Annotated in this window: 28 protein-coding genes and 1 pseudogene; 23 read left to right on the forward strand and 6 right to left on the reverse strand. The window is 72.9% G+C overall.

Going from position 1 to position 23,280, the window contains the following annotated elements; genetic code table 11:
- Window positions 1-30: 30 nt before the first annotated feature.
- Complete coding sequence (locus ACZ52J_RS13250) at window positions 31-759, reverse strand: LON peptidase substrate-binding domain-containing protein (RefSeq protein WP_360505440.1); 729 nt, start codon at window positions 757-759, stop codon at window positions 31-33.
- Window positions 760-809: 50 nt separating this feature from the next.
- Entirely contained in the window at window positions 810-2,390 is a 1,581-nt protein-coding gene (locus ACZ52J_RS13255) for an oxidoreductase (protein WP_360505442.1), read from the reverse strand.
- A gap of 90 nt (window positions 2,391-2,480) precedes the next feature.
- Between ACZ52J_RS13255 and hisD the strand changes: the two genes are divergently transcribed.
- The 8 genes from hisD (at window position 2,481) to hisF (ending at window position 8,442) form a co-directional block, all read left to right on the forward strand.
- Complete coding sequence (hisD, locus tag ACZ52J_RS13260; RefSeq protein WP_360505444.1) at window positions 2,481-3,788, forward strand: histidinol dehydrogenase; 1,308 nt, start codon at window positions 2,481-2,483, stop codon at window positions 3,786-3,788.
- Window positions 3,785-4,936: a histidinol-phosphate transaminase gene (locus tag ACZ52J_RS13265; RefSeq protein WP_465618315.1), complete on the forward strand. Its 1,152-nt coding sequence runs from the start codon at window positions 3,785-3,787 to the stop codon at window positions 4,934-4,936. The genes hisD and ACZ52J_RS13265 overlap by 4 nt, the downstream gene beginning before the upstream one ends.
- 5 nt (window positions 4,937-4,941) lie before the next feature.
- Complete coding sequence (gene hisB, locus ACZ52J_RS13270; protein ID WP_360505447.1) at window positions 4,942-5,535, forward strand: imidazoleglycerol-phosphate dehydratase HisB; 594 nt, start codon at window positions 4,942-4,944, stop codon at window positions 5,533-5,535.
- Complete coding sequence (locus ACZ52J_RS13275; protein ID WP_360505449.1) at window positions 5,532-5,684, forward strand: hypothetical protein; 153 nt, start codon at window positions 5,532-5,534, stop codon at window positions 5,682-5,684. The genes hisB and ACZ52J_RS13275 overlap by 4 nt, the downstream gene beginning before the upstream one ends.
- Window positions 5,685-5,760: 76 nt before the next feature.
- The gene (gene hisH / locus ACZ52J_RS13280; protein ID WP_465618318.1) at window positions 5,761-6,396 is read left to right on the forward strand and encodes an imidazole glycerol phosphate synthase subunit HisH; all 636 of its coding nucleotides are present in this window, start codon (window positions 5,761-5,763) and stop codon (window positions 6,394-6,396) included.
- A gap of 95 nt (window positions 6,397-6,491) precedes the next feature.
- Window positions 6,492-7,217 carry a bifunctional 1-(5-phosphoribosyl)-5-((5-phosphoribosylamino)methylideneamino)imidazole-4-carboxamide isomerase/phosphoribosylanthranilate isomerase PriA gene (gene priA / locus ACZ52J_RS13285; protein ID WP_360505475.1) on the forward strand — a complete coding sequence of 242 codons (726 nt, stop codon included), beginning with the start codon at window positions 6,492-6,494 and terminating at the stop codon, window positions 7,215-7,217.
- On the forward strand, window positions 7,214-7,675 hold the full coding sequence (locus ACZ52J_RS13290) for a RidA family protein (protein WP_465618320.1): 462 nt from the start codon (window positions 7,214-7,216) through the stop codon (window positions 7,673-7,675). The genes priA and ACZ52J_RS13290 overlap by 4 nt, the downstream gene beginning before the upstream one ends.
- Complete coding sequence (gene hisF / locus ACZ52J_RS13295) at window positions 7,672-8,442, forward strand: imidazole glycerol phosphate synthase subunit HisF (RefSeq protein ID WP_360505455.1); 771 nt, start codon at window positions 7,672-7,674, stop codon at window positions 8,440-8,442. The genes ACZ52J_RS13290 and hisF overlap by 4 nt, the downstream gene beginning before the upstream one ends.
- Window positions 8,443-8,585: 143 nt before the next feature.
- Here hisF and ACZ52J_RS13300 read toward each other — a convergent pair whose 3' ends face one another.
- The 4 genes and pseudogenes from ACZ52J_RS13300 to ACZ52J_RS13315 form a co-directional block, all read right to left on the reverse strand.
- Complete coding sequence (locus ACZ52J_RS13300) at window positions 8,586-9,365, reverse strand: VOC family protein (RefSeq protein WP_465618322.1); 780 nt, start codon at window positions 9,363-9,365, stop codon at window positions 8,586-8,588.
- Between the two features lie 195 nt (window positions 9,366-9,560).
- A pseudogene (locus tag ACZ52J_RS13305) lies at window positions 9,561-9,791 on the reverse strand (LuxR C-terminal-related transcriptional regulator); the annotation flags it as partial.
- 245 nt (window positions 9,792-10,036) lie between these two features.
- A complete protein-coding gene (locus tag ACZ52J_RS13310; RefSeq protein WP_465618324.1) occupies window positions 10,037-10,681 on the reverse strand; it encodes a TIGR03085 family metal-binding protein in 645 nt (214 codons plus the stop codon).
- A 164-nt stretch (window positions 10,682-10,845) separates the two neighbouring features.
- The gene (locus tag ACZ52J_RS13315) at window positions 10,846-11,418 is read right to left on the reverse strand and encodes a hypothetical protein (protein WP_465618326.1); all 573 of its coding nucleotides are present in this window, start codon (window positions 11,416-11,418) and stop codon (window positions 10,846-10,848) included.
- Window positions 11,419-11,552: 134 nt separating this feature from the next.
- Between ACZ52J_RS13315 and hisI the strand changes: the two genes are divergently transcribed.
- From hisI to ACZ52J_RS13390, 15 genes are all read left to right on the forward strand, one after another.
- Entirely contained in the window at window positions 11,553-11,924 is a 372-nt protein-coding gene (gene hisI, locus ACZ52J_RS13320) for a phosphoribosyl-AMP cyclohydrolase (RefSeq protein WP_465618328.1), read from the forward strand.
- Window positions 11,925-11,959: 35 nt separating this feature from the next.
- A complete protein-coding gene (locus tag ACZ52J_RS13325) occupies window positions 11,960-13,483 on the forward strand; it encodes an anthranilate synthase component I (protein WP_465618330.1) in 1,524 nt (507 codons plus the stop codon).
- Window positions 13,484-13,549: 66 nt separating this feature from the next.
- On the forward strand, window positions 13,550-14,044 hold the full coding sequence (locus tag ACZ52J_RS13330; RefSeq protein ID WP_465618332.1) for a Uma2 family endonuclease: 495 nt from the start codon (window positions 13,550-13,552) through the stop codon (window positions 14,042-14,044).
- Between the two features lie 26 nt (window positions 14,045-14,070).
- On the forward strand, window positions 14,071-14,661 hold the full coding sequence (locus ACZ52J_RS13335) for a TIGR02234 family membrane protein (protein ID WP_360510007.1): 591 nt from the start codon (window positions 14,071-14,073) through the stop codon (window positions 14,659-14,661).
- A 192-nt stretch (window positions 14,662-14,853) separates the two neighbouring features.
- A complete protein-coding gene (locus tag ACZ52J_RS13340; protein WP_465618334.1) occupies window positions 14,854-15,135 on the forward strand; it encodes an HGxxPAAW family protein in 282 nt (93 codons plus the stop codon).
- 156 nt (window positions 15,136-15,291) lie between these two features.
- Window positions 15,292-15,732 carry a DUF2752 domain-containing protein gene (locus ACZ52J_RS13345; RefSeq protein ID WP_360510005.1) on the forward strand — a complete coding sequence of 147 codons (441 nt, stop codon included), beginning with the start codon at window positions 15,292-15,294 and terminating at the stop codon, window positions 15,730-15,732.
- 212 nt (window positions 15,733-15,944) lie between these two features.
- Window positions 15,945-16,751, forward strand: coding sequence for an indole-3-glycerol phosphate synthase TrpC (trpC, locus tag ACZ52J_RS13350; protein ID WP_360510004.1), 807 nt, complete (start codon window positions 15,945-15,947; stop codon window positions 16,749-16,751).
- Window positions 16,752-16,760: 9 nt separating this feature from the next.
- Entirely contained in the window at window positions 16,761-16,910 is a 150-nt protein-coding gene (gene trpM, locus ACZ52J_RS13355) for a tryptophan biosynthesis modulator TrpM (protein ID WP_373560517.1), read from the forward strand.
- Window positions 16,911-16,959: 49 nt separating this feature from the next.
- Complete coding sequence (gene trpB / locus ACZ52J_RS13360) at window positions 16,960-18,228, forward strand: tryptophan synthase subunit beta (protein ID WP_360510003.1); 1,269 nt, start codon at window positions 16,960-16,962, stop codon at window positions 18,226-18,228.
- A gap of 2 nt (window positions 18,229-18,230) precedes the next feature.
- Window positions 18,231-19,040 carry a tryptophan synthase subunit alpha gene (gene trpA / locus ACZ52J_RS13365; protein ID WP_465618337.1) on the forward strand — a complete coding sequence of 270 codons (810 nt, stop codon included), beginning with the start codon at window positions 18,231-18,233 and terminating at the stop codon, window positions 19,038-19,040.
- A gap of 284 nt (window positions 19,041-19,324) precedes the next feature.
- Complete coding sequence (locus tag ACZ52J_RS13370) at window positions 19,325-19,570, forward strand: hypothetical protein (protein WP_360509887.1); 246 nt, start codon at window positions 19,325-19,327, stop codon at window positions 19,568-19,570.
- Between the two features lie 138 nt (window positions 19,571-19,708).
- Entirely contained in the window at window positions 19,709-20,227 is a 519-nt protein-coding gene (locus ACZ52J_RS13375) for a MauE/DoxX family redox-associated membrane protein (RefSeq protein WP_465618340.1), read from the forward strand.
- A 96-nt stretch (window positions 20,228-20,323) separates the two neighbouring features.
- Entirely contained in the window at window positions 20,324-21,187 is an 864-nt protein-coding gene (locus ACZ52J_RS13380) for a DsbA family protein (RefSeq protein WP_465618342.1), read from the forward strand.
- 120 nt (window positions 21,188-21,307) lie between these two features.
- Entirely contained in the window at window positions 21,308-22,369 is a 1,062-nt protein-coding gene (lgt, locus tag ACZ52J_RS13385; RefSeq protein ID WP_465618344.1) for a prolipoprotein diacylglyceryl transferase, read from the forward strand.
- 149 nt (window positions 22,370-22,518) lie between these two features.
- On the forward strand, window positions 22,519-23,256 hold the full coding sequence (locus ACZ52J_RS13390) for a VIT1/CCC1 transporter family protein (protein WP_465618346.1): 738 nt from the start codon (window positions 22,519-22,521) through the stop codon (window positions 23,254-23,256).
- Window positions 23,257-23,280 lie beyond the last annotated feature (24 nt).

Here is a 23,280-nt window from a genome sequence, read left to right on the forward strand (position 1 = left end):
TCCTGGGTTCCTGGTTTCTGGGTTCCTGGGTCAGTTGGGGCTGAAGGACTGGCGGGTGAGGTCGACGGCGGGCAGCGAGGGCAGCCAGGTGAGGACGGCGGTCTCGCGGCGCAGCAGGTCGAGTTCGGTGCGCAGGCGCTGGGCGGTGTCCGGGCAGGCGAGCAGCTGCTGCTTGACCGGGGTCTCGAACACCGAGGCGGCGGCGACCAGGTAGGAGAGCACCTGCGGGTCGTCGGGGAGGTCCTGGCGGCCGACGGTGCTGGCCTCGCGGGCGCCGGCGAGGCGCTTCTGGTAGACCCGGAAGGCCCGCTCGACCTCGGCGGCCAGCGCGCCGGAGCCCTCGCCGGGGCGTTCCTCGATCGGCTCGATCTCGCCGGTCAGGTACGGACCGGAGACGTCCACCGAGCGGAGCCGGAACCGGGTGGTGCCGGTGACCAGGAGCTCGTAGCGGCCGTCGGGCTGGTGCTCGGCGGAGGCGACGTCGGCGACGCAGCCGACCGGGAAGACCGCCTCGAGCGGGTCCCCGGTGAACGTGCCGAGGCCGTCGAGCGGTCCGGCCGGGCCTTCCTCGGGCCGGACCGGGGCGACCTCGCGGCCGTCCTTGATCGCGAGCACGCCGAAGCGCCGGGGGGCGTCCTCGGGCTGTTCGAGCAGGTCGGCGACGAGACGGCGGTAGCGCTCCTCGAAGACGTTCAGGGGCAGCACCAGGCCCGGGTAGAGCACGGTGTTCAGCGGGAAGAGCGGAAGCCGTTCTGTCACGGCGGACAGCGTAGTTCCCCGGACGGGGGCCTTGTCGCGCGGTTGAGGGCTCACCCGCGCTGAAGCATCCGGGTGGCGCCCGCGACGACGGTGGAGGCGAGCAGCCAGCCGATGACCACGAGTGCGGCGGAGATCCACTGGGCGAGGCCGCCCGGGTTCCAGCCGCCCTGGTTGAGATCGACGATCGGCAGCAGCTGGTTGAGGGTGTAGAGCACCGGGTTCCAGTGCGGCCGTTCGTCGGCCTTGAGCGGCTCCAGCGGGTGGGTGGCGAACCAGAGGCTGCCGAGGACCCAGGCGAGCAGCAGCCACAGGCCCGCCCGGCCGGGGCGGTAGCCGTAGCCGACGGTGGCGTCCTGGACGGCGCCCCAGACCCGGGCGGGCAGCGGCAGGGTCCGGCGGCGCCGGCGCTGCTTGGCGTACAGCACCTCGCGGGCGTCGTCGTCGGCCCCGTCGCGGCGCAGGGCGGCGGCCAGCTGCTCGTAGGACTCCGGCTGGAACTCGACCGAGGAGCCCTCCAGCCACTCGATCCGCTCCTGGATGCCGAAGGCCCTCAGCGGGCGCAGGTTCTCGTAGACGAAGCCGGTCAGGCCCAGGTGCTTGCCGAGCGGCCAGGCCTCGGGGATGTCGACCAGGTTGCCGACCCGGGCGCGGGAGAGGGAGACCGTGCCGGTGGGGCGGAACTTGCAGGTGAAGCGGAGCTCGGGGGTGTGGATGCGGCGCAGGGAGAGTTCGTCGTCACCCTCCAGGTGGAATTCGCCGGAGATCAGGCAGGCGCCGTCGAAGCGGCTGTCGGACAGCCGGACCCGGCCGAAGGCGCGGAAGGGGGTGACGGGGCCGTCGGGCGGCGGGTTCGCGCCGTAGCCGGACCCGTAGTAGCCGCGGGAGCCCGCCCAGCCGCGGTCGGCGGAGCCGGTCAGGTAGAGGGTGTGGCCGACGGTGACCCGGACGGCGTTGAGGCAGGTGTTGTTGTGCTGCCGGTCGGCGTGCAGCTGGGCGCCGCGCAGCGAGAGCCGGCCGCCTATCCGGGCGGTTCGTATGCTCAACTCGCCCTGGGTGTGCAGGCGTTCGGCCTCGAAGTCCTGGTTGACGCTGATCCCGTCGGCGGAGACGGCGCGGCCGTAGCGGTCGCCGCCGACGACGGCCTGGTTGAGCAGCAGGTCGGTGCCGATCCTGGCGTCGGTGAGCCGGATGCCGTCGGGGAGGCGGCAGCGGGCGAGGTGGAGGTCGCCGGTGGTGGAGAGCCGGGAGGCCTCCAGGCGGGGGATCAGGCAGTTCACGAAGCGCAGCGTGGACACCGCCGCCTCGGAGATGAGGATCTTGTGCTCGAAGCGGCAGTCGTGCAGCTCGACGTAGTGGCCGATGGCGGCGCCGGCCAGGTTGAGCGCGCCCGTGACCAGCGCGCCGCTGAGGCGCAGCGAGGCGACGCGCCCGGGCGCGGGCTCCGGACCGACCAGCAGCAGGTGGGCGAGCACCTCGGCGCGGACGGTGCGCCGAGCGTCCCAGACGGCGTCGCCGAACGGGTCGTCGGTGTCGGCTCCGCCACTGCGGAGGTCGAGGATCTCCCCCTGGTGGTAGGCCTCCCAGAGCTGCCGCTCGGTATCGGTCCAGCCCTCTGGAGCGCGCTCCACCATGGTTTCCCCCGTCCCCCGGTCGTCTCGCCTTTCGTATCACGGACTGAAATGCGGGACCAGCGGTTCCGGCCACTCCTTACACTGGGTGGCGTGATCTCTCGAATCGACCTCCGCGGCTCGCTCGACGACCCGCGTGACCTGCTGCCCCGTGCCGACTTCGACGTCGCGGCCGCCCTGGAGAAGGTGCGACCGATCGCCGAGGACGTCCACCATCGCGGGGTCGCGGCGCTGATCGAGATCACCGAGCGCTTCGACGGCGTCCGCCTGGAGTCCACCCGGGTCCCGGCCGAGCAGCTGACCGAGGCCCTGGAGACGCTGGACCCGCAGGTACGCGCCGCGCTGGAGGAGTCGATCCGCCGGGCCCGCGCCGTGCACGCCGACCAGCGCCGCACCGGGCACACCACCCAGGTGGTGCCGGGCGGCACGGTCACCCAGCGCTGGGTGCCGGTCGAGCGGGTCGGCCTGTACGTGCCCGGCGGGCTCGCGGTCTACCCGTCCTCCGTGGTGATGAACGTGGTGCCGGCCCAGGAAGCGGGCGTCCGGGGCATCGCGGTCACCTCCCCGCCGCAGAAGGCCTTCGGCGGCCGCGTCCACCCGACGATCCTGGCGGCCTGCGCGCTGCTCGGCGTCGACGAGGTCTACTCCGTCGGCGGCGCCCAGGCCGTCGCGATGTTCGCCCTCGGCACCGAGGAGTGCGAGCCGGTGAACATGGTCACCGGCCCGGGCAACATCTACGTGGCCGCCGCCAAGCGCTACTTCGCCGGCCGGATCGGCATCGACTCCGAGGCCGGACCGACCGAGATCGCCGTCCTCGCCGACGACAGCGCGCTGCCCTCCGACGTCGCCGCCGACCTGATCAGCCAGGCCGAGCACGGCCCCACCTCCGGCTCGGTGCTGGTCACCGACTCTCCGGCGCTGGCCGACGCCGTCGAGGCCGAACTGACCGTGCAGGTCGCCAAGACCAAGCACAGCGAGCGCGTCGCCGAGGCGCTGGGCGGCAAGCAGTCCGGCATCATCCTGGTCGACGACCTCACCCAGGGCCTCGCCGTCGTCAACGCGTACGCGGCCGAGCACCTGGAGATCCAGACCCGCGACCCGCACGCGGTGGCCGCCCGGGTCGTCAACGCGGGCGCGATCTTCATCGGCCGCTGGACCCCGGTCTCGCTGGGCGACTACGCGGCCGGCTCCAACCACGTGCTGCCCACCGGCGGCTGCGCCTGCCACTCCTCCGGGCTGTCGGTGCAGACCTTCCTGCGCGGCGTCCAGGTGGTCGAGTACGACCGCGACGCGCTGGCGGACGTCGCCGCGCACGTGGTCACCCTGGCGAACGCCGAGGACCTCCCCGGGCACGGGGACGCCATCAAGGCTCGATTCGACTGGACGGTGCCGGGCTCGTGACCGCTATTGACGATCTTCCGATCCGGGACGAGCTGCGCGGCCAGTCCCCGTACGGCGCACCGCAGTTGGACGTACCCGTCCAGCTGAACACCAACGAGAACCCGTACCGGCTGCCCGAGGAGCTGGTGGCCCGGATCGCCGAGCGCGTCGCCGAGGCCGCCCGCAACCTCAACCGCTACCCCGACCGGGACGCGGTCGAGCTGCGCGAGGGCCTCGCCGGGTACCTCGGGCGGACCACCGGCTTCCCGGTCGTGCGCGAGCAGGTGTGGGCCGCCAACGGCTCCAACGAGGTCCTCCAGCAGCTGCTGCAGGCCTTCGGCGGCCCCGGCCGCAGCGCACTCGGCTTCGAGCCCTCGTACTCGATGCACGCGCTGATCTCCCGGGGCACCGGCACCGCCTGGATCTCCGGCCCGCGCAACGACGACTTCACCATCGACCTCCACGCCGCGCTCGCCGCGATCGCCGAGCACCGGCCCAACGTGGTCTTCATCTGCTCGCCGAACAACCCGACCGGCACCGCCGTCGAAGCCGACACCGTGCTGCGGCTGTACGAGGCCGCGCAGGCCGCCCGGCCCAGCCTGGTCGTCGTGGACGAGGCGTACGTCGAGTTCTCGCACCGCGCCTCGCTGCTCTCGCTGATCGAGGGCCGCCCCAACCTGGTGGTCACCCGCACCATGTCCAAGGCCTTCGGCGCGGCCGGGCTGCGCCTGGGCTACCTGGCCGCCGACCGGGCGGTCGTCGACGCCGTCCAGCTGGTCCGCCTGCCGTACCACCTGTCCGCCGTCACCCAGGCCACCGCGCTGGCCTGCCTGGAGCACACCGACACCCTGCTCGGGTACGTCGGCCGGCTCAAGGAGCAGCGCGACCGGCTGGTCGACGCGCTGCGGGCGATGGGCCTGGAGGTGACCGACTCGGACGCCAACTTCGTCCAGTTCGGCCGCTTCGCCGACACCCACGCCGTCTGGCAGGCCATCCTCGACCAGGGCGTCCTGGTCCGCGACAACGGCGTGCCCGGGTGGCTGCGCGTCACCGCCGGCACCCCCGCCGAGAACGACGCCTTCCTGGACGCCGTCCGCACCGCCCTCCCGTCTCCCACCCCCACCCTTGATCGAGCACGCTCCGCGCGCGCTGCCAGTCAGGAGCTGTAACCCCCATGTCCCGCATCGGACGCGTCGAGCGCACCACCAAGGAGACCTCCGTCCTGGTCGAGATAGACCTCGACGGCACCGGCAAGACCGACATCTCCACGGGCGTCGGCTTCTACGACCACATGCTCGACCAGCTCGGCCGGCACGGCCTGTTCGACCTCACCGTCAAGACCGACGGCGACCTGCACATCGACACCCACCACACCATCGAGGACACCGCCCTCGCGCTCGGCGCCGCCTTCAAGCAGGCGCTCGGCGACAAGGTCGGCATCTACCGCTTCGGCAACTGCACGGTGCCGCTGGACGAGTCGCTCGCCCAGGTCACCGTGGACCTCTCCGGCCGGCCCTACCTGGTGCATACCGAGCCCGAGGGCATGGCGCCGATGATCGGCAGCTACGACACCACGATGACCCGGCACATCCTGGAGTCCTTCGTGGCCCAGGCGCAGATCGCGCTGCACGTCCACGTGCCGTACGGGCGCAACGCCCACCACATCGTGGAGTGCCAGTTCAAGGCGCTGGCCCGGGCGCTGCGCTACGCCGCCGAGCGCGACTCGCGCGCGGCCGGCATCCTCCCGTCGACCAAGGGTGCGCTGTGAGCAATTCCGCGTTGGCTCTGATCTTCGTCGGCCTCTTCCTGGCCGGCGGAGTGATCTCCTTCTGGAAGCAGAAGCTGCCGAAGGGCGTCATCCTCGTGCTGGGGCTGGGCGCGGGGATGTGCCTGGCCGCCGGCGTCATGCGCCTGTAGCCCCGCCCGACCTGCCAGACGTGTCAGACCTGGCCCGACCTGCCAGACCTGCCCTAGAAAGACTGGACACCTGAACATGGGCAAGAACGTCGTCGTCCTCGACTACGGCTCCGGCAACCTCCGCTCCGCGCAGCGCGCCCTGGAGCGGACCGGGGCGAACGTCACGGTCAGCTCCGACTACGACACCGCGATGGCCGCGGACGGCCTGCTCGTCCCCGGTGTCGGCGCCTTCGAGGCCTGCATGCGCGGGCTGAAGTCGGTCCGCGGGGACTGGATCATCGACCGCCGCCTCGCCGGGGGCCGCCCGGTCATGGGCATCTGCGTGGGCATGCAGATCCTCTTCGAGAAGGGCGTCGAGCACGGCGTCGAGACGGCCGGCTGCGACGAGTGGCCGGGCACCGTCGAACCGCTGGAGGCCCCGGTCGTCCCGCACATGGGCTGGAACACCGTGGACGTCCCCGAGGGCAGCCGGATGTTCGCCGGCCTCGACCCGCAGACCCGCTTCTACTTCGTGCACTCCTACGGGGTGCGGCGCTGGGAGCTGGAGACCCACAGCGCGCGGATCAACCCGCCGCTGGTCACCTGGGCCACGCACGGGCAGCCGTTCGTCGCGGCCATCGAGAACGGCCCGCTGTGGGCCACCCAGTTCCACCCCGAGAAGTCCGGTGACGCCGGCGCCGCCCTGCTGACCAACTGGGTCAACACCCTCTGACGAGCTGAAAGTTGTATCTGATGAGCGAACGAAGTGAGCGAGCCGTCGAGGCTGTGCCTGGCGATGCCACCGCTGAGCGGAGCGAGAGCGGGGGCCTGAGCCGCCTCGAACTGCTTCCTGCCGTCGACGTCCGCGACGGCCAGGCCGTCCGCCTGGTCAAGGGCGCCTCCGGCACCGAGACCTCCTTCGGCGAGCCGCTGGCCGCCGCCCTCGCCTGGCAGAACGCCGGCGCCGAGTGGCTGCACCTGGTCGACCTCGACGCCGCTTTCGGCACCGGCTCCAACTACGAGCTGCTGCGCGAGGTCACCGGGCAGCTGGACATCAAGGTCGAACTGTCCGGCGGCATCCGGGACGACGAGTCGCTCGCCCGCGCCCTCGCCACCGGCTGCACCCGGGTCAACCTCGGCACCGCCGCCCTGGAAGCCCCCGCATGGGTCGCCAAGGCCATCGCCGAGCACGGCGACAAGATCGCCGTCGGCCTGGACGTGGTCGGCACCACCCTGCGCGGCCGCGGCTGGACCCGCGACGGCGGCCAGCTCTTCGAGGTGCTCGAGCGCCTCGACCAGGAGGGCTGCGCCCGCTACGTCGTCACCGACGTCAACCGCGACGGCACCCTGACCGGCCCCAACCTGCAGCTGCTGCGCGACGTCTGCGCCGCCACCGACCGCCCGGTGGTCGCCTCCGGCGGCGTCTCCTCGCTGGACGACCTGCGCGCCATCGCCACGCTCGTCGGCGAGGGTGTCGAGGGCGCCATCGTGGGCAAGGCACTCTACGAGCAGAAGTTCACCCTCGAAGAGGCCCTGGAGGCGGTTTCAGGATGACCGATGGTCGGATCGTACGTGGCGAGGTCGTGCGGGGCGAGGTCGTGCGGGGCCGAGTCCGCGGATTCTCCCCCTGGGAGGACGAGTTCGGCTACTCCCGGGCCGTCGCCGCGGGCGACCACGTGCACGTGGCCGGCACCACCGCCTGGGTGGACGGCCGGATCGAGCACGAGGGCGACCCGTACCGGCAGACCCTCGCCGCGTTCGGCGTCGGGCTCACGGCCCTGGCCGCGTACGGTCTGACCGCGGACGACGTGGTCCGCACCCGGATGTACATCACCCACGTCCGCGACGCCGACGAAGTGGGCCGCGCCCACCACGAACTCTTCGACGCCGCACGCCCGGTGGCCACCATGGTGGTGGTCGAGGGACTGATCGACTCCCGGATGATGGTCGAGATCGAGCTCGACGCGTACCGCTCCGGGCTGGCAAAGACCCTGGAAGGCAATCAGCCGTGACCCTCGCCGTACGAGTCATCCCCTGTCTGGACGTGGACGCCGGGCGGGTGGTCAAGGGCGTCAACTTCCAGAACCTGCGCGACGCCGGCGACCCGGTCGAGATGGCCAAGCTCTACGACGCCGAGGGCGCCGACGAACTCACCTTCCTCGACATCACCGCCTCCTCCGGCGACCGGGAGACCACCTACGACGTGGTCCGCCGCACCGCCGAGCAGGTCTTCATCCCGCTCACCGTCGGCGGTGGCATCCGCGCCGTCGAGGACGTCGACAAGCTGCTGCGGGCCGGCGCCGACAAGGTGGGCGTCAACACCGCCGCCATCGCCCGGCCGGAACTGGTCCGGGAGATCGCCCAGCGGTTCGGGCGGCAGGTGCTGGTGCTCTCGGTGGACGCCCGGCGCTGCCCGGAAGGCACCGAGACGCCGTCCGGCTTCGAGGTCACCACGCACGGCGGACGCCAGGGCACCGGCCTGGACGCCGTCGAATGGGCGGGCCGCGCCGCCGAACTGGGCGCCGGGGAGATCCTGCTCAACTCGATGGACGCGGACGGCACCAAGGACGGCTACGACCTGGAACTGATCCGGGCCGTGCGCAAGGCCGTCTCCGTGCCGGTGATCGCCTCCGGCGGGGCCGGCAAGCTCGCCGACTTCGCGCCGGCCGTGGACGCGGGCGCGGACGCGGTGCTGGCCGCCAGCGTGTTCCACTTCGGGGACCTGCGGATCGGCGAGGTCAAGGGCGCGCTGCGGGAGGCCGGGCACCCGGTGCGGTGACCGTTTCGTGCGGATGAGGGCCCGCCGGTGCTGGTGCGCACCGGCGGGCCCTCACGTGTCTCAGGACTCCTGCCGCGACTCGGGTCCCGTCGCGACTCAGGTACGGCCGCGACTAGGGTCCGCGACTCAGGTACGGCCGCGACTCAGGACTCCCGCGGCTCGCCGTGGATCAGCGCGAACGGGGCGCCGTTCGGATCCGCCAGCCAGGCCAGCCGGCCGACGTTCTCCACGTCCGAGGCCGCCATCAGCACCGAGGCGCCGGCCGCCGTCGCCTTCGCGATCACCGCGTCCACGTCGGCGGCCGCGAAGTACGGCGTCCAGGCGGAGGGCTGCTCCGGGGACATCGTCGGGGCGATGCCGCCGAAGCTGGTCGCCTGCTGGTCGCCCTCGGAGGTCGAGATCACCCGGTAGGCCATGCCCGGCGACGGCTCGAAGTTCTCCATCCGCCAGCCGAACAGCTTCTCGTAGAAGGCGAAAGCGACCTCCGGGCCGGAGGTGTGCAGCTCCGACCAGACCAGCGCGTCGTCCTCGGAGACGATGCCCAGACCCTTGGTGTTGCCGGCCTGCCAGACGGAGAACTCGGCGCCCTGCGGATCGGTGAGCGCCGCGAACCGGCCCTCCTGCATGACGTCCATCGGCGGCACGCGGACGGTGGCACCGGCCTGCTCGGCGGCCTTCACCGTGGCGTCCACGTCCTCGGTGCGGAAGTACGTCGTCCAGGCGGACCGCGCCCCCTCGTCGAGATTGCCGAGGGCGCCGACGGTCTTGCCGTTCAGCTGGAAGAAGCCGTAACCACCGGCCTCGGGGACCTCCTGGAACGTCCAGCCGAAGACCTTCCGGTAGAACTCGGCGGTGGCGGGGATGTCCGGGCTGCCGAGGTCGATCCAGCAGGGGGAGCCGGTGGGGAAGTCGGTGGTGAGCATGGAGTGGTGCCCCTTCGACGCAGAGTGACCGGGAGTGGCCGGGAAGGTTCCGTCGGGCGCGAGCACGCCCCCGCCCCGGCCACCTGCGAGTCTGCACCCGGGCACTGACTTCCGCAGCTCGGGCACGGCTGACCCGCGGATTCGTCGTGGACGGCTACGCCGTGCGTGGCCCCGCAGTAGCCCCGTGCCGGCCGCTCACAGCCAGCCGCGCTGCGCCGCCTTGAGACCGGCCTCGAAACGGCTGGCGGCGTCGAGCCGCTCCATGAGGGCGGACATCTGGCGACGCACGGTGCGCACCGAGATGCCGAGCCGCTTGCCGGCGGCCTCGTCGGTCAGGCCCGTGCCGAGCAGCCGGAGCAGGTCGCGTTCGGCCGGGGTGAGGCCGGTGTCGTGATGGGTGGGCCGGTCGGCGCCGAGCGGCACGGCGGTGGCCTCCGACCCGGGCCAGACCGGAAAGCTCTACCTCTACAAGGGCACCGGCAGCGGCCTGAGCTCCCGCACCGAGATCGGCTCCGGCGGCTGGTAACCGGAGAACGGACGACGCCGACCCGGTAGCGGGAGTGATCTGCGGTGACGGTGCTGCCCCACAGGTTGCTGTGGGGCAGCACCGTCACCGCGCCGGCCGCTTCCACCGGCACCCTCCCCGGCCCGATGCGCAAAGGGCGGGCGTCCTACGGCGCAGGCAGCGGCAGGACGTGCCGGAGGGCCTCGACCGCGTCCGGGGCGCCGTCGACGGTCAGGGTGGTACGGGCACCACGGCCGTAGACGAACAGGACCAGCTCGCCCGGTTCGCCGGTGAGGTGGACGGTGGGAGCGCCGGCCGGGCCGACGGTCAGCGACCGGCCGTCCGGGCGGGCGAGAGTGAGACGGACGGGAGAGCGGCGGCCGGCCTCCAGCCGGGCCAGCAGGGGAAGCCGGCGCCAGAGCGCCTCGGCGCGCCCCGGCGGGACGGGCTGCGCCGTCCAGTCCTCGCCGGCACGCAGGACGTCCTCGGCGTGCACGAAGTACTCGATGGTGTTCGCCGCCTCATCCGCGCCGGGCAGGGCGAACAGCGAGAACACCGGCGGCCCGCCCCGGAACAGCCGCACCAACTCCTCGTACGGTCGCGCGGCGTAGTCGTCCTGCACCCGCTGCGTCCACCCGGCCAGCGCACCCACCCGGATACCGGCCGCCGCATCGGCACGGCGCTCCCGGATCACCAGATGGGCAGCGAGGTCCCGGGTGGTCCACCCCCCGCAGAGCGTGGGGGCCTCCGGCCCGGCAGCGGTGAGGAGTTGAGCGAGACGGTGGCGCTCGGCAAGCGCATGGTTCGACATGCTGAAAGCCTAGGGGTTGCACACACCCGGCCCACCCGGAGCCACCCCCCGCCTCGGCTGCTCCCCGGCTTCCAACGGAGATGCCCCCTCGGCGCGCCGAGGGGGCATCTCAGGTTTTGGCCTGTCTCTGCACCTCTTGTGGGTCCGAATTCCTATCCGAATTCCTACGGGTGCAGCCGGCCGGTGAGTTTGGGGGCGCCCTGTTTGTTGCCGCCGGTGAGGGTGCAGGTGTAGTCGCGCCAGCCCTGTTGGTAGTTGACCAGGGCGGGGCCGAACTGGCGGCCGTAGTAGGTCTTTCCGTCGGCCTGTTTGGCTTTGGCGGTGGCTTCGGCTTCCTTGCAGCCGTCGCGCATGGCGAGGGCGATCGGGATTTCGCCGGTGAGATTGTCGGGCAGTTTGAGGTCGGCGATGACTTCGCCGTCGTGGTCGCCGGTGCAGGGGCGTTCTTCGGCGCGGGTGATCACCGGGCTCAGCTGCGGGTGGTCGAAGCAGGTGCCGACGGGGAAGTAGGCGTACGGCGGCTGTGGCTTGGTCGGCGTCGGGCTGGGTGTCGGGGTCGGCGTGGGGGTGGCCGTGGGGGTGGGTGGGGGCGGTGCGGCGGCCGGCTTCCTGTCGTCCGGCCAGAGCACCGCGGTGGCCAGCACCGCGAGGAGGGCGACCAGCACGGTGATGACGGTGAGGACCAGGCCGCGCGACGGGCGGGAGGCGGCGGCTGCGGGCGGCTGCTCGGGGGTCATGGCCATGAGGATGGCCCACGCGTGCGGCGCCTGGCAGGCGGTTGGCCGAACTCGCCCCCGTACGGGCGGATGACCGGGACCAGAGGTCGGACGGACCAGCCGGGTCGGACGGCCGGGCTGACACAATGGGCCGCATGTCCACCACACCCGCCACTCCCGGCACCACCGCCCTGGCCCCCGAGATCGCCGCCCGCCTCAAGCGCACCGAGGACGGCCTTCTTCCGGCCATCGCGCAGCAGTACGACACCGGCGAGGTGCTGATGCTCGGCTGGATGGACGACGAGGCCCTGCACCGTACGCTCACCACCGGCCGCTGCACCTACTGGAGCCGCAGCCGCCGCGAGTACTGGGTGAAGGGCGACACCTCCGGTCACGTCCAGGCGGTCAAGTCGGTGGCCCTGGACTGTGACGGCGACACCCTGCTGGTCAAGGTCGACCAGGCCGGCGCGGCCTGCCACACCGGCGACCGCACCTGTTTCGACGCCGACGTGCTCCCCTTTTCCTGATCACCCGACCACAACTCCAGAAGGTGCCGCCGCGCATGGACCTCGAAGCCTTCCGCAAGCTCGCCGTCGACACCCGGGTCATCCCGGTCACCCGCAGGCTCCTCGCGGACGGCCTCACTCCGATCGGCCTCTACCGCAGCCTCGCCGGGGAGCGGCCCGGCACCTTCCTGCTGGAGTCCGCGGAGCAGGGCCGCAGCTGGTCGCGCTACTCCTTCGTCGGCGTGCGCGGCGCCGCCACGCTGACCGTCGACCAGGACGGCAACGCCCGCTGGCTCGGCACCCCGCCGGTCGGCATCCCCACCACCGGCGACCCGCTGCAGGTGCTGCGCGCCGCGCTGGAGGCGCTGCACACCCCGCGGCACGCCGACGACGGCCTGCCCCCGCTCACCGGCGGCCTGGTCGGCTACCTCGGCTACGACATCGTCCGCCGGCTGGAGAAGCTGCCCGACCTCAACCCGGACGACCTCAAGCTCCCCGAGCTGACCATGCTGCTGGCCACCGACCTGGCGGTGCTCGACCACGCCGACGGCACGGTGCTGTTGATCGCCAACGCCGTCAACCACAACGACCTGGCCACCGGCGTGGACGAGGCCTACGCGGACGCGGTGGGCCGGCTGGACGTGATGGAGGCCGACCTGTTCAAGCCGGTCGACCCAGGCCTGGCCACCTTCACCCCGGCCGGCCCCGGCGAGGTGCACTCGCCGTTCGGCGGCGAGCCGTACCGGGCGGCGGTGGACGAGATCAAGGAGCGGATCCGGGCCGGCGAGGCCTTCCAGGTGGTGCCGTCGCAGCGCTTCGAGGCGCCCTGCCCGGCCTCCGCGCTGGACGTTTACCGGGTGCTGCGCACCACCAACCCCAGCCCGTACATGTACCTGTTCCGCTTCCCGGGCCCGGACGGCACCGCCGAGGGCGGCTTCGACGTGGTCGGCTCCAGCCCGGAGGCGCTGGTCAAGGTCACCCGGGGCGAGGCGATGCTGCACCCGATCGCGGGCACCCGGCACCGCGGCGCCACCCCGCACGAGGACGCGGGGCTGGCCGCCGAGCTGCTCGCCGACCCCAAGGAGCGGGCCGAGCACCTGATGCTGGTGGACCTCGGCCGCAACGACCTCGGGCGGGTCTGCGAGCCGGGCAGCGTCGAGGTGGTCGACTTCATGCAGATCGAGCGGTACAGCCACGTGATGCACATCGTCTCCACCGTCACCGGCAAGGTCGCGCCCGGGCGGACCGCCTTCGACGTGCTGACCGCCTGCTTCCCGGCGGGCACCCTCTCCGGCGCGCCCAAGCCGCGGGCGATGCGGATCATCGAGGAGCTGGAGCCCACCCGCCGCGGCCTGTACGGCGGTTGCGTCGGCTACCTGGACTTCGCCGGGGACTCCGACACCGCGATCGCGATCCGGACCGCGGTGCTGCGCGACGGCACGGCGTACGTGCAGGCCGGGGCGGGCGTGGTCGCCGACTCGGACCCGTACGGCGAGGACACCGAGTGCCGCAACAAGGCGGCCGCCGTGCTGCGGGCCGTCGCCACCGCCAATACGCTGCGGAGGCCGGAACTGTCCTGACCGGAGCTGTCCTGACCGGAGCTGTCCTGACCGGAACTGTCCTGAGGCGTGAGGGAGGCGGCCGGGGTGCCCGAGGTGCCGTACGACGAGCTGCGCTGGGAGGTCGTGCTGGGCACGGCCGGGCAGCTCGGCGAGCAGCCGGCGGGCCACGGCCGGGTGCTGTCCGGTGTGGCGGTCGACTTCCCGGCGGCGCCCGGCGGCCTGGCTCCCGACGAGGTGGCGGTGCTCGCCCCGGACGTCGCCGTGCTCGCCCGCGACGCGGTGCGGGGCGAGCGGGGCCGGTTCGGCGCGGCCGGGGTCGAGGCGGTGCTGGAGGTGGCCCGGCCCGGTCTGTCGGAGGCCGGGCGGGCGTACGCGCGCAGCGGCGTGCCGCTGTACGTGGTGGTCGACCCGGCGGCGGCGGTCTGCACCGTGCACACCGCGCCGTCGCCCGAAGGGGTGTACCGGGAGGCCGAGCGGGTGCCGTTCGGCAACGACCTGTTCCTGCCGCTGGGCGGGCGGACGGTGGTGCTGCGGACGGACGTCTTCCCGGGCCCGTTCCCCACCCCGGGTACGGACTGAGGTGTCGGTCGGGGGATAGTGGACGGGTGAGCGCTGACCAGACCCCCGCCCCCACCGCCGCCGCAGGCCGCCGCACGCTCGGCGTGATGCTGCTGCTCACCGTGCTGAGCGCCGTGCTGGTGCTGACCGCGGCCGGGCGGACCTGGGCCCAGGGCCGGGCCGGCACCCTGGACGTCTCCGTCACCGGCGGCAACATCTCCGAACTGCCCGGCGGGCTGGCCCTGGTGGGCCTCGCCGCGGCCGTCGCGGTGTTCGCGGTGCGCGGCGCCGGACGGCTGGCGGTCGGCGCGCTGACCCTGCTCGCCGGGATCGGCGCGGCCGCCGCGTCGGTCGCCGGGGCGGGCGACACCGCCGCGCTGGACGCCGAGGCCGCCCGCAAGCTCGGCCTGACCGGCTCGGCGGCCACCGAGGTCGCGCACACCGGCTGGCCCTGGGTCGCGTTGGTCGGCGGCGTGCTGCTGGCCCTCGCCGGACTGCTCACCCTGCGCTACGGCCGCCGCTGGCCCGCCATGGGCAGCCGCTACGAGGCGCCGACCCGCAAGGCCCCGGCCAGGGCCGAGACGCCCGGCGACCTGTGGAAGGCGCTGGACCGCGGCGAGGACCCCACGGCCCTCTGAGGCCCCACGGCCCTCCGAGGGGCGCTCGGCCGCCCCGTCGGGCCCCGTACCCGCCCGAAGCGCGCATGTGACGCGATAGACGCGGCACCCGCTTTGGGGGCCCGGTGTGTGGCCCGGCACAATGGAACCCGTCCACCCGCCGACGGCCCCGCAGGCCCGGTCGGGCCCCGAGAGCCAAGGAGCACCACGCAGATGGCAGCAGCAGCGCACGGCCACAACCCCGCCGCCTGGACCGGCGTCGTCATCACCTTCGTCGGTTTCGGCATCGCGGGTGTCGCGATGATCCTGCCGTCGGTGCTGCTCGTCTGGGCCGGCCTGGCGGTCGCCCTGGCCGGTGGCGTGGTCGGCAAGGCCATGTCGATGGCGGGCATGGGCAAGCAGCCGAGCACCAACGTCTACAAGTCGGTCGAGGAGCAGAGCGAGGCCCGCGCGGCCCGCCAGCCCCACCCCGCCGTCGCCGTCGCCGCCGCCTGACGACCGGCCCCGGTACGGAACGGCTGCCTCCGGGACGGTTTCCGTACGACGTACGGGAAGGCCTTCGTAGGACACGCCTTTCGCACAACCGAACGGCGGGCGCGCCGCGCCCGCCGTTTCGTCGTCTCCGGGCCCGGGCGCGGGCAGAATCGGGGCGTGAACGCCGCCCCCACCGCCTCCGCCCCGTCGCCCGTGCTGCGCCGGCTGGGTCCGCCGCTGACCGCGCTGGCGGCGGTGGCCGTCCCGACCGTGTACGTCGCCGTGGTGGACCCGAACAGCCCCGGGCACTACCCGGACTGCCCGTTCCTGACCGCCACCGGCTGGTGGTGCCCCGGCTGCGGGGGGCTGCGCTGCGTCCACGCGCTGACCCACGGGGACTTCACCGGCGCGCTGCACGACAACGCCGCCGCCGTCCTGCTATTGGGCGTGCTGGGGGTGCTCTGGCTGCGTTGGGCCTGGGCCGCGCTGACCGGTGGGCCGCTGCCGAGGGTCACCGTCGGGGGCCGGCGCTGGGCGCTGATCGCGCTGCTCGTGCTGGTGTTTACCGTGGTGCGAAACTCGCCGGTCGGAGCGGGTTTGGCGCCGCCACTGGTCTGAGCGGCGCGAACGGCCCGGTCGGGGGTGGAGAAGCGGTGAAGTCGCAGTTGAGGGCGGCCGGAGCGGGCGTCCGGTCCGCGAGACGTGTGCCGGGCTGATGCGCCCCGCGCCCCCGGGTGCCGATACCATCGAAGAGCCGGCGGGTTGCCGCCCGCGCGGTTCTGCCGGCCGACCGGCAGAACCGACTGGCAGATAAAGATGGGGGCTCCTGCGTGAGTGTGCTCGACTCGATCATCGAAGGGGTCCGCGAGGACCTCGCCGAGCGGCAGGCCCGGGTCTCCCTGGACGAGCTGAAGGAACGCGCCGCCAAGGCCCCGGAGGCCAAGGACGGCGTCGCCGCCCTCAAGGGCGACGGGGTCCGGGTGATCTGCGAGGTGAAGCGCTCCAGCCCCTCCAAGGGCGCTCTGGCCTCGATCGCCGATCCGGCCGCCCTGGCGCGCGACTACGCGGCCGGCGGTGCCGCCGCGATCAGCGTGCTGACGGAGCAGCGCCGCTTCGGCGGTTCGCTGGCCGACCTGGACGCCGTCCGCGCCGCGGTGGACACCCCGCTGCTGCGCAAGGACTTCATCGTCACCGCGTACCAGCTGTGGGAGGCCCGCGCGCACGGCGCCGACCTCGCGCTGCTGATCGTTGCGGCCCTCGACCAGTCGGCCCTGGTGTCGCTGATCGAGCGCGCCGAGTCGATCGGTCTGACCCCGCTGGTCGAGGTGCACGACGAGGAGGAGATCGGGCGCGCGGTGGACGCCGGGGCGCGGATCATCGGCGTCAACGCCCGCAACCTGAAGACCCTCGAGGTGGACCGCAACACCTTCGGGAACGTGGTCCACGCCATTCCGGACCACATCGTCAAGATCGCCGAGTCCGGGGTGCGCGGCCCGCTGGACGTGATCAACTACGCCAACCTGGGCGCCGACGCGGTGCTGGTCGGCGAGTCCCTGGTGACCGGCAAGGACCCGCGTGCCGCGGTCGCCGACCTGGTCGCCGCCGGGGCCCACCCCGCCGTCCGGCACAAGGACTGACACAGCCCGATGAAGATCGCCACCCGACTCGCCCCCGGCTGCCGCCCGCGCGGCTGCCGCGCGCCCGCACGCCGGGTGCTGGGGCGTCGGGTGCGGTACGTGATCGGCTGCGAGCCCGGCCAGGTACCGGGACGACGATGGCGCGTGACGCGCGGCTGACCCCAGCCGATCAGACGTCACTGTCGTCCAACTCCCCAAGGGAAACCACATGTCCGAGAAGGACTACCTGCCCGGTGCCCAGGTGCCGGACGCGCGCGGATACTTCGGCGCGTACGGCGGCCGCTTCATCCCCGAGGCGCTGGTCGCCGCGGTCGAGCAGGTCGCCGAGGAGTACGAGAAGGCCAAGACCGACCCGGCCTTCACCGCCGAGCTCGACGCGCTGCTCAAGGACTACACCGGGCGCCCGAGCCCGCTGACCGACGTGCACCGCTTCTCCGCCGAGGCGGGCGGCGCGCGCGTCCTGCTCAAGCGCGAGGACCTCAACCACACCGGCTCGCACAAGATCAACAACGTGCTGGGCCAGGCCCTGCTCACCAAGCGGATGGGCAAGACCCGGATCATCGCCGAGACCGGCGCCGGCCAGCACGGCGTGGCCACCGCCACCGCCTGCGCGCTGTTCGGCTTCGACTGCACCATCTACATGGGCGAGGTCGACACCCAGCGCCAGGCGCTGAACGTCGCCCGGATGCGGATGCTCGGCGCCGAGGTGGTGGCCGTCACGTCCGGCAGCCGCACGCTGAAGGACGCCATCAACGAGGCGTTCCGCGACTGGGTCGCCAACGTGGACTCCACCCACTACCTGTTCGGCACCGTCGCCGGGCCGCACCCGTTCCCGATGATGGTCCGCGACTTCCACCGGGTCATCGGCGTCGAGGCGCGGCAGCAGGTGCTCGACCGGACCGGGCGGCTGCCCGACGCCGTGGTCGCCTGCGTCGGCGGCGGCTCCAACGCGATGGGCATCTTCCACGAGTTCATCCCGGACGCCGGCGTGCGCCTGATCGGCTGCGAGGCGGCCGGCGAGGGCGCCGAGACCCCCCGGCACGCCGCCACCCTCACCAAGGGCGACCCGGGCGTGCTGCACGGCTCCCGCACCTACGTCCTGCAGGACGAGGACGGCCAGACCATCGAGTCGCACTCGATCTCGGCCGGCCTGGACTACCCGGGCGTCGGCCCGGAGCACGCCTGGCTGAAGGACACCGGACGGGCCGAGTACCGCCCGGTCACCGACGACGCCGCGATGCAGGCACTGCGGCTGCTGTCCCGCACCGAGGGCATCATCCCGGCCATCGAGAGCGCCCACGCGCTCGCCGGGGCCCTGGAGCTCGGCCGCGAACTCGGGCCGGAGGCCACCATCCTGGTCTCCCTCTCCGGGCGCGGCGACAAGGACATGCACACCGCCGCCGAGTACTTCGGCCTGTACGACGAGCCGGGCGCCGGTACCGCCGGCGGCGCCGGTTCCGCCCAGGGGGGTAAGTGATCATGGCTTCGAAGCTGAGTGACGCCCTGGCGGCCGCCAGGGCCGAGGGGCGCGCCGCACTGATCGGCTACCTGCCGGCCGGCTTCCCGACCGTCGACGGCGGCATCCGGGCGGTCAACGCGCTGCTGGAGGGCGGCTGTGACGTGGTCGAGGTCGGCCTGCCGCACTCCGACCCGGTGCTGGACGGCGCCGTCATCCAGACCGCCGACGACATCGCGCTGCGCGGCGGCGTGCGGATCAAGGACGTGCTGCGCACCGTCCGGGAGGTCGCGTCCGCGCACCCCGAGGCGGCGGTGCTGGTCATGACGTACTGGAACCCGGTCGACCGCTACGGCGTGGCGCGCTTCGCCGCCGACCTGGCGGCCGCGGGCGGGGCCGGCTGCATCCTGCCGGACCTGCCGGTGGAGGAGTCGCAGGAGTGGCGCAAGGCGGCGGACGAGCACGGGCTGGACACCGTGTTCGTGGTCGCCCCCAGCAGCAAGGACGCGCGGCTGGCCGAGGTCACCGCGGCGGGCAGCGGGTTCGTGTACGCGGCCGCGGTGATGGGCGTGACCGGCACCCGGTCGGCGGTCGGGTCGCTGGCCGAGGACCTGGTCGCGCGCACCCGGGCCACCACGGACCTGCCGGTCTGCGTCGGGCTCGGGGTCTCCGACGCCGGGCAGGCGGCGGAGGTCGCGCGGTTCGCGGACGGCGTGATCGTCGGTTCGGCGTTCGTGAAGCGGATCCTCGAAGCGGGCGACGACGAGGCGGCGGCACTGGACGCCGTGCGCGCGCTGGCCGGGGAACTGGCGGCGGGCGTGCGGAGGCGCTGACGCGCGGTCGGAAACGGTCGGTCGACGGCCCGCCACTCCCCGGGGAGTGGCGGGCCGTCGGCGTTGGCGCCGTCGGCGTCGGGCGGGACGGATCGAGGCGGGGGCCGTCGGCTGAGGGTGGGACGGCGCGGTGCGGGTCGGGACGGGTCGGCGCCGGGCGCGTCGACTTCGGGGTGGCCCCGAACGAGTGAACAGCGGCGGCGACACGCATCAGCGGGGGTTGACGGGCGTTGAGTGGAGGGACGAGTGCACGGAGGCAGCGGAGCGAGCGAAGGGGTGAGCCGGTGCGGGGTTTTCATCGGGCCGTTCTGCTGCGGGCGGCGGCGGCCGCACTGGCTCTCGGCGCCGCCGTCGGGGCGCACACCGAGGTGGGGCAGGCGCTGGCCAAGCGGGGTGCCGAGCGGGCGGAGCGGGAGGCGGTCGCGTGTGCCGAGGCGGCCCGCTGGGACGCCGCCGAGCGGGCCGGCCGCACGCAGCACGAGGGGCGTCCGGACCTGTTCGACCCGGGGCGGATGCCGGGGTGCCGCTGACGTACGGGTGTTCGCCGGATTCGGACAGACCGCCATCTAACGTCACCCATACGGCTTAATTCCTGAATACGGAGGAACCCCCCTTCATCCCTTACGGTTCATCAGGAAGTGAACGAGTTTCCCGAGGGGGGTTCCCTGATGGCCGGCCCGGCAGCACAGCCCGGTGACCCGGCACCCACGCCGTCGGCGCGTCGGCCGGTGCCGGCCTGGAGCGACTGGCTGGGCACGGCCGCACGGCTCGGCCTCGCGGTGGTCTGGGGCTGGGCCGGACTGGCCAAGATCGCCGACCCGGCGGAGGCCGCCCAGGCCGTGCGCGCCTACGAGATCCTGCCCGAGAGCCTGGTCAAGCCGATCGGCTACGGCCTGCCCTTCCTGGAGCTGGCGCTCGCGCTGCTGCTGGTGATCGGGCTCGGCGTCCGGCTGGTCGCCGGGGTCTCCGCGCTGCTGCTGCTCGTCTTCATCGCCGGGATCTCCTCCGCCTGGGCGCGCGGCATCTCGATCGACTGCGGCTGCTTCGGCGGCGGCGGGCGCGTCGACGAATCCCAGACGGCGTACCTACAGGAGATCCTGCGCGACACCGGGTTCCTCCTGCTGGCCGGGTGGCTGCTGTGGCGGCCCCGTACCCGGTTCTCGGTGGACGGCTGGCTGGCGAGCTGACCCTCCGGCCCCACCGGACCCCCCACCGCTGCACCCCCACCCCGCACCCCCACCCCTGCACCCGACGAAGGCCCCCCGACCGTGGATGTCAAGGCAATGAGCGAGAAGAACCGAGAAGGCAAGCGCACCGCCCGCGAGCGGATGCTGGAGCAGCGGGCGGCCGACGAGGCCTCCTCCCGGCGCAAGAAGAAGCTGATCGTGGGCGGCGCCGTGCTCGCGGTGATCGCCGCCGCCGTGATCGCCGGCGTCGTGGTGCAGAACGAGCGCTCCAAGCCGGAGACCCCGACCGCCGCCCCGGCCGGGACCATCGGCGACAAGAACCTCGTCATCCCGGTCGGCGCGGGCAACGCGCCCGCCGTCCTCACCGTCTACGAGGACCCGCGCTGCCCCGCCTGCGGCGCCTTCGAGCGGGAGTTCTCGGCGACCGTCGACCAGCTCGAGGACGCCGGCAAGGTCTACACCAACTACCACATCGTGTCGTTCATCGACCGGGCCGTGCCGGGCAAGGGCTCCAAGGCCGGCGCCAACGCGCTCGCCTGTGCCCAGGACGCCGGGCACTTCCGGGACTACCACGACGTGCTGTACCGCAACCAGCCGGACGAGACCAGCGACGCCTTCGGCAACAAGGCCGTCCTGCTGAACCTGGCCAAGCAGGTCAACGGGCTGGACACGCCTGAGTTCCAGGCCTGCGTCAACGACAACAAGTACGGCGGGTGGGTGTCCTCGGTACAGCAGGACTTCGACAAGTCCAGCTACAAGTCCACCCCGACCGTGCTGCTCAACGGCCAGCCGATCTACCCCAAGAACGGCAACGACGAGATCACCCCGGAGAACCTGGTGAAGTGGGTGGACGCCGCCAACCAGGGCAAGCAACTGGGCACGGCGGGCTCGCACGGGCAGACCCCGGCGCCGACCAGCGGCGCCTCGGAGGCCAACAACCCGTCGCCGAACGCCGGCTGACCCCCGCACCCGGCCGCCGCGCCCTCCCCGTCCGGAGGGGGCGGCGGCCGCTGTTGTTCGGTTTCTGTGACCCGGGGGGTGTCGGACGGGGGCCGTCGACCCTGTAGCGTCGGAACTGCCATGGATATCGCCTACATTCCCAGCCCGTCGCGGGGCGTCCTCCACCTCGGACCCATCCCGCTGCGCGCCTACGCCTTCTGCATCATCCTCGGTGTCGTCGTCGCCGTCTGGCTCGGCAGCAAGCGCTGGGTCGCCCGGGGCGGTGGTAAGCACACGGTCGGCGACATCGCCGTGTGGGCCGTGCCGTTCGGACTCGTCGGCGGCCGCCTCTACCACGTGATCACCGATGGCGGCCGGCTGTACTTCGGTGAGGGGAAGAACCCCTGGGACGCCCTCAAGATCTGGGAGGGCGGCCTCGGGATCTGGGGCGCGATCGCGCTGGGCGCGGTCGGCGCCTGGATCGGCGCCCGCCGCCGGGGCGTGCCGCTGCCCGCGTACGCCGACGCCATCGCACCGGGCATCGCCCTCGCGCAGGCGATGGGCCGCTGGGGCAACTACTTCAACCAGGAGCTGTACGGCCGCGAGACCACGCTGCCCTGGGGCCTGAAGATCCACAAGGTGCTGCCGGACGGCACGGTCGTGGACGGCGTCTACCACCCGACCTTCCTGTACGAGTCGCTTTGGTGCGTCGGCGTCGCGCTGCTGGTGATCTGGGCGGACCGCCGGTTCACGCTGGGCCACGGCCGGGCCTTCGCGCTGTACGTGGCCGCGTACACCGTGGGCCGGTTCTGGACCGAGTGGCTGCGGATCGACGAGGCGCACGTCTACTTCGGCCTGCGCCTGAACGACTGGGTGTCCATCGCGGTGTTCCTGGGCGCCGTGGCGTACCTGGTGATCGTCGGCAAGAAGCGGCCCGGCCGGGAGGACCCGGCGAGCATCGACCCGGGCGCGCAGCTGGAGATGGAGGGCCACGACGGCACGGCGGGCGGCACGGCGGACGCCACGTCGGATGCCAAGGCCGAGCGGAAGGCCGGCGCCGTGGGCGAGCAGAAGGCCGACGCCAAGGCCGGGAAGGACGCGGACGGGAAGAAGCCGTCCCGGTCCGTGGACGAAAAGCCGGCCGCCGAGCCGACTGCCGTGATCGCCGAGAAGGCCGGCGAGGACGCCAAGAACCCGATCTGACCTGGGACTTCCCCCCGGCTGAGGCCACCCTTCGCGAGGCTTGCGAAGGGTGGCCTCAGTGCTGTTCGGACAGCCTTACTTTGCTGGAAATGCCCAGGTCAGGCGGGCTACGTTCAAGGCGGACGAACGACGACGGAGGGGAAGAGACGATGACTGTGACCACCCTGGAGCCCGATGCCGGACACCAGCCCCGGATACCCGCGGCCGGTCACCACCGGGACGTCAACGGCGGCTGGCTGCGCCCGGCGGTGTTCGGCGCGGTGGACGGGCTGGTGTCCAACTTCGCGCTGATGACCGGTGTGGTCGGCGGCGCGGTGTCCAACGGCACGGTGATCCTGACCGGGCTGGCGGGCCTGGCGGCCGGTGCCTGCTCGATGGCGGCGGGGGAGTACACCTCGGTGGCCTCGCAGCGGGAGCTGGTGCAGGCCGAGATCGAGGCCGAGCGGCTGGAACTGAGCCGCAACCCGCACGGCGAGCTGGCCGAGCTGGCCCAGCTGTACGTCTCGCGCGGGGTGGACCCGGAGCTCGCCCACGAGGTGGCCCGGCAGCTGTCCGCCGACCCGGAGCTGGCCCTGGAGGTGCACGCCCGCGAGGAGCTGGGCGTCGACCCCACCGACCTGCCCTCGCCGCTGGTCGCGGCCGGGTCCTCGTTCCTGTGCTTCGCGCTCGGCGCGCTGCTGCCGCTGCTGCCGTACCTGCTGGGCGCGACCTCGCTGCTGCCGGCCCTGGTGCTGGCGGGGGCCGGACTGTTCCTGTGCGGCGCGGTGGTGGCCCGGGTGACGGCGCGCAGCTGGTGGTTCAGCGGACTGCGGCAGCTGGTGCTGGGCGGGGCGGCGGCCGGGGTGACCTACCTGCTCGGCCTGTTGATCGGCGGGCATGTGGGATGACCCAGAACTGTGCATGATTATGCT

The organism is Kitasatospora sp. NPDC034035 (assembly GCF_055575755.1).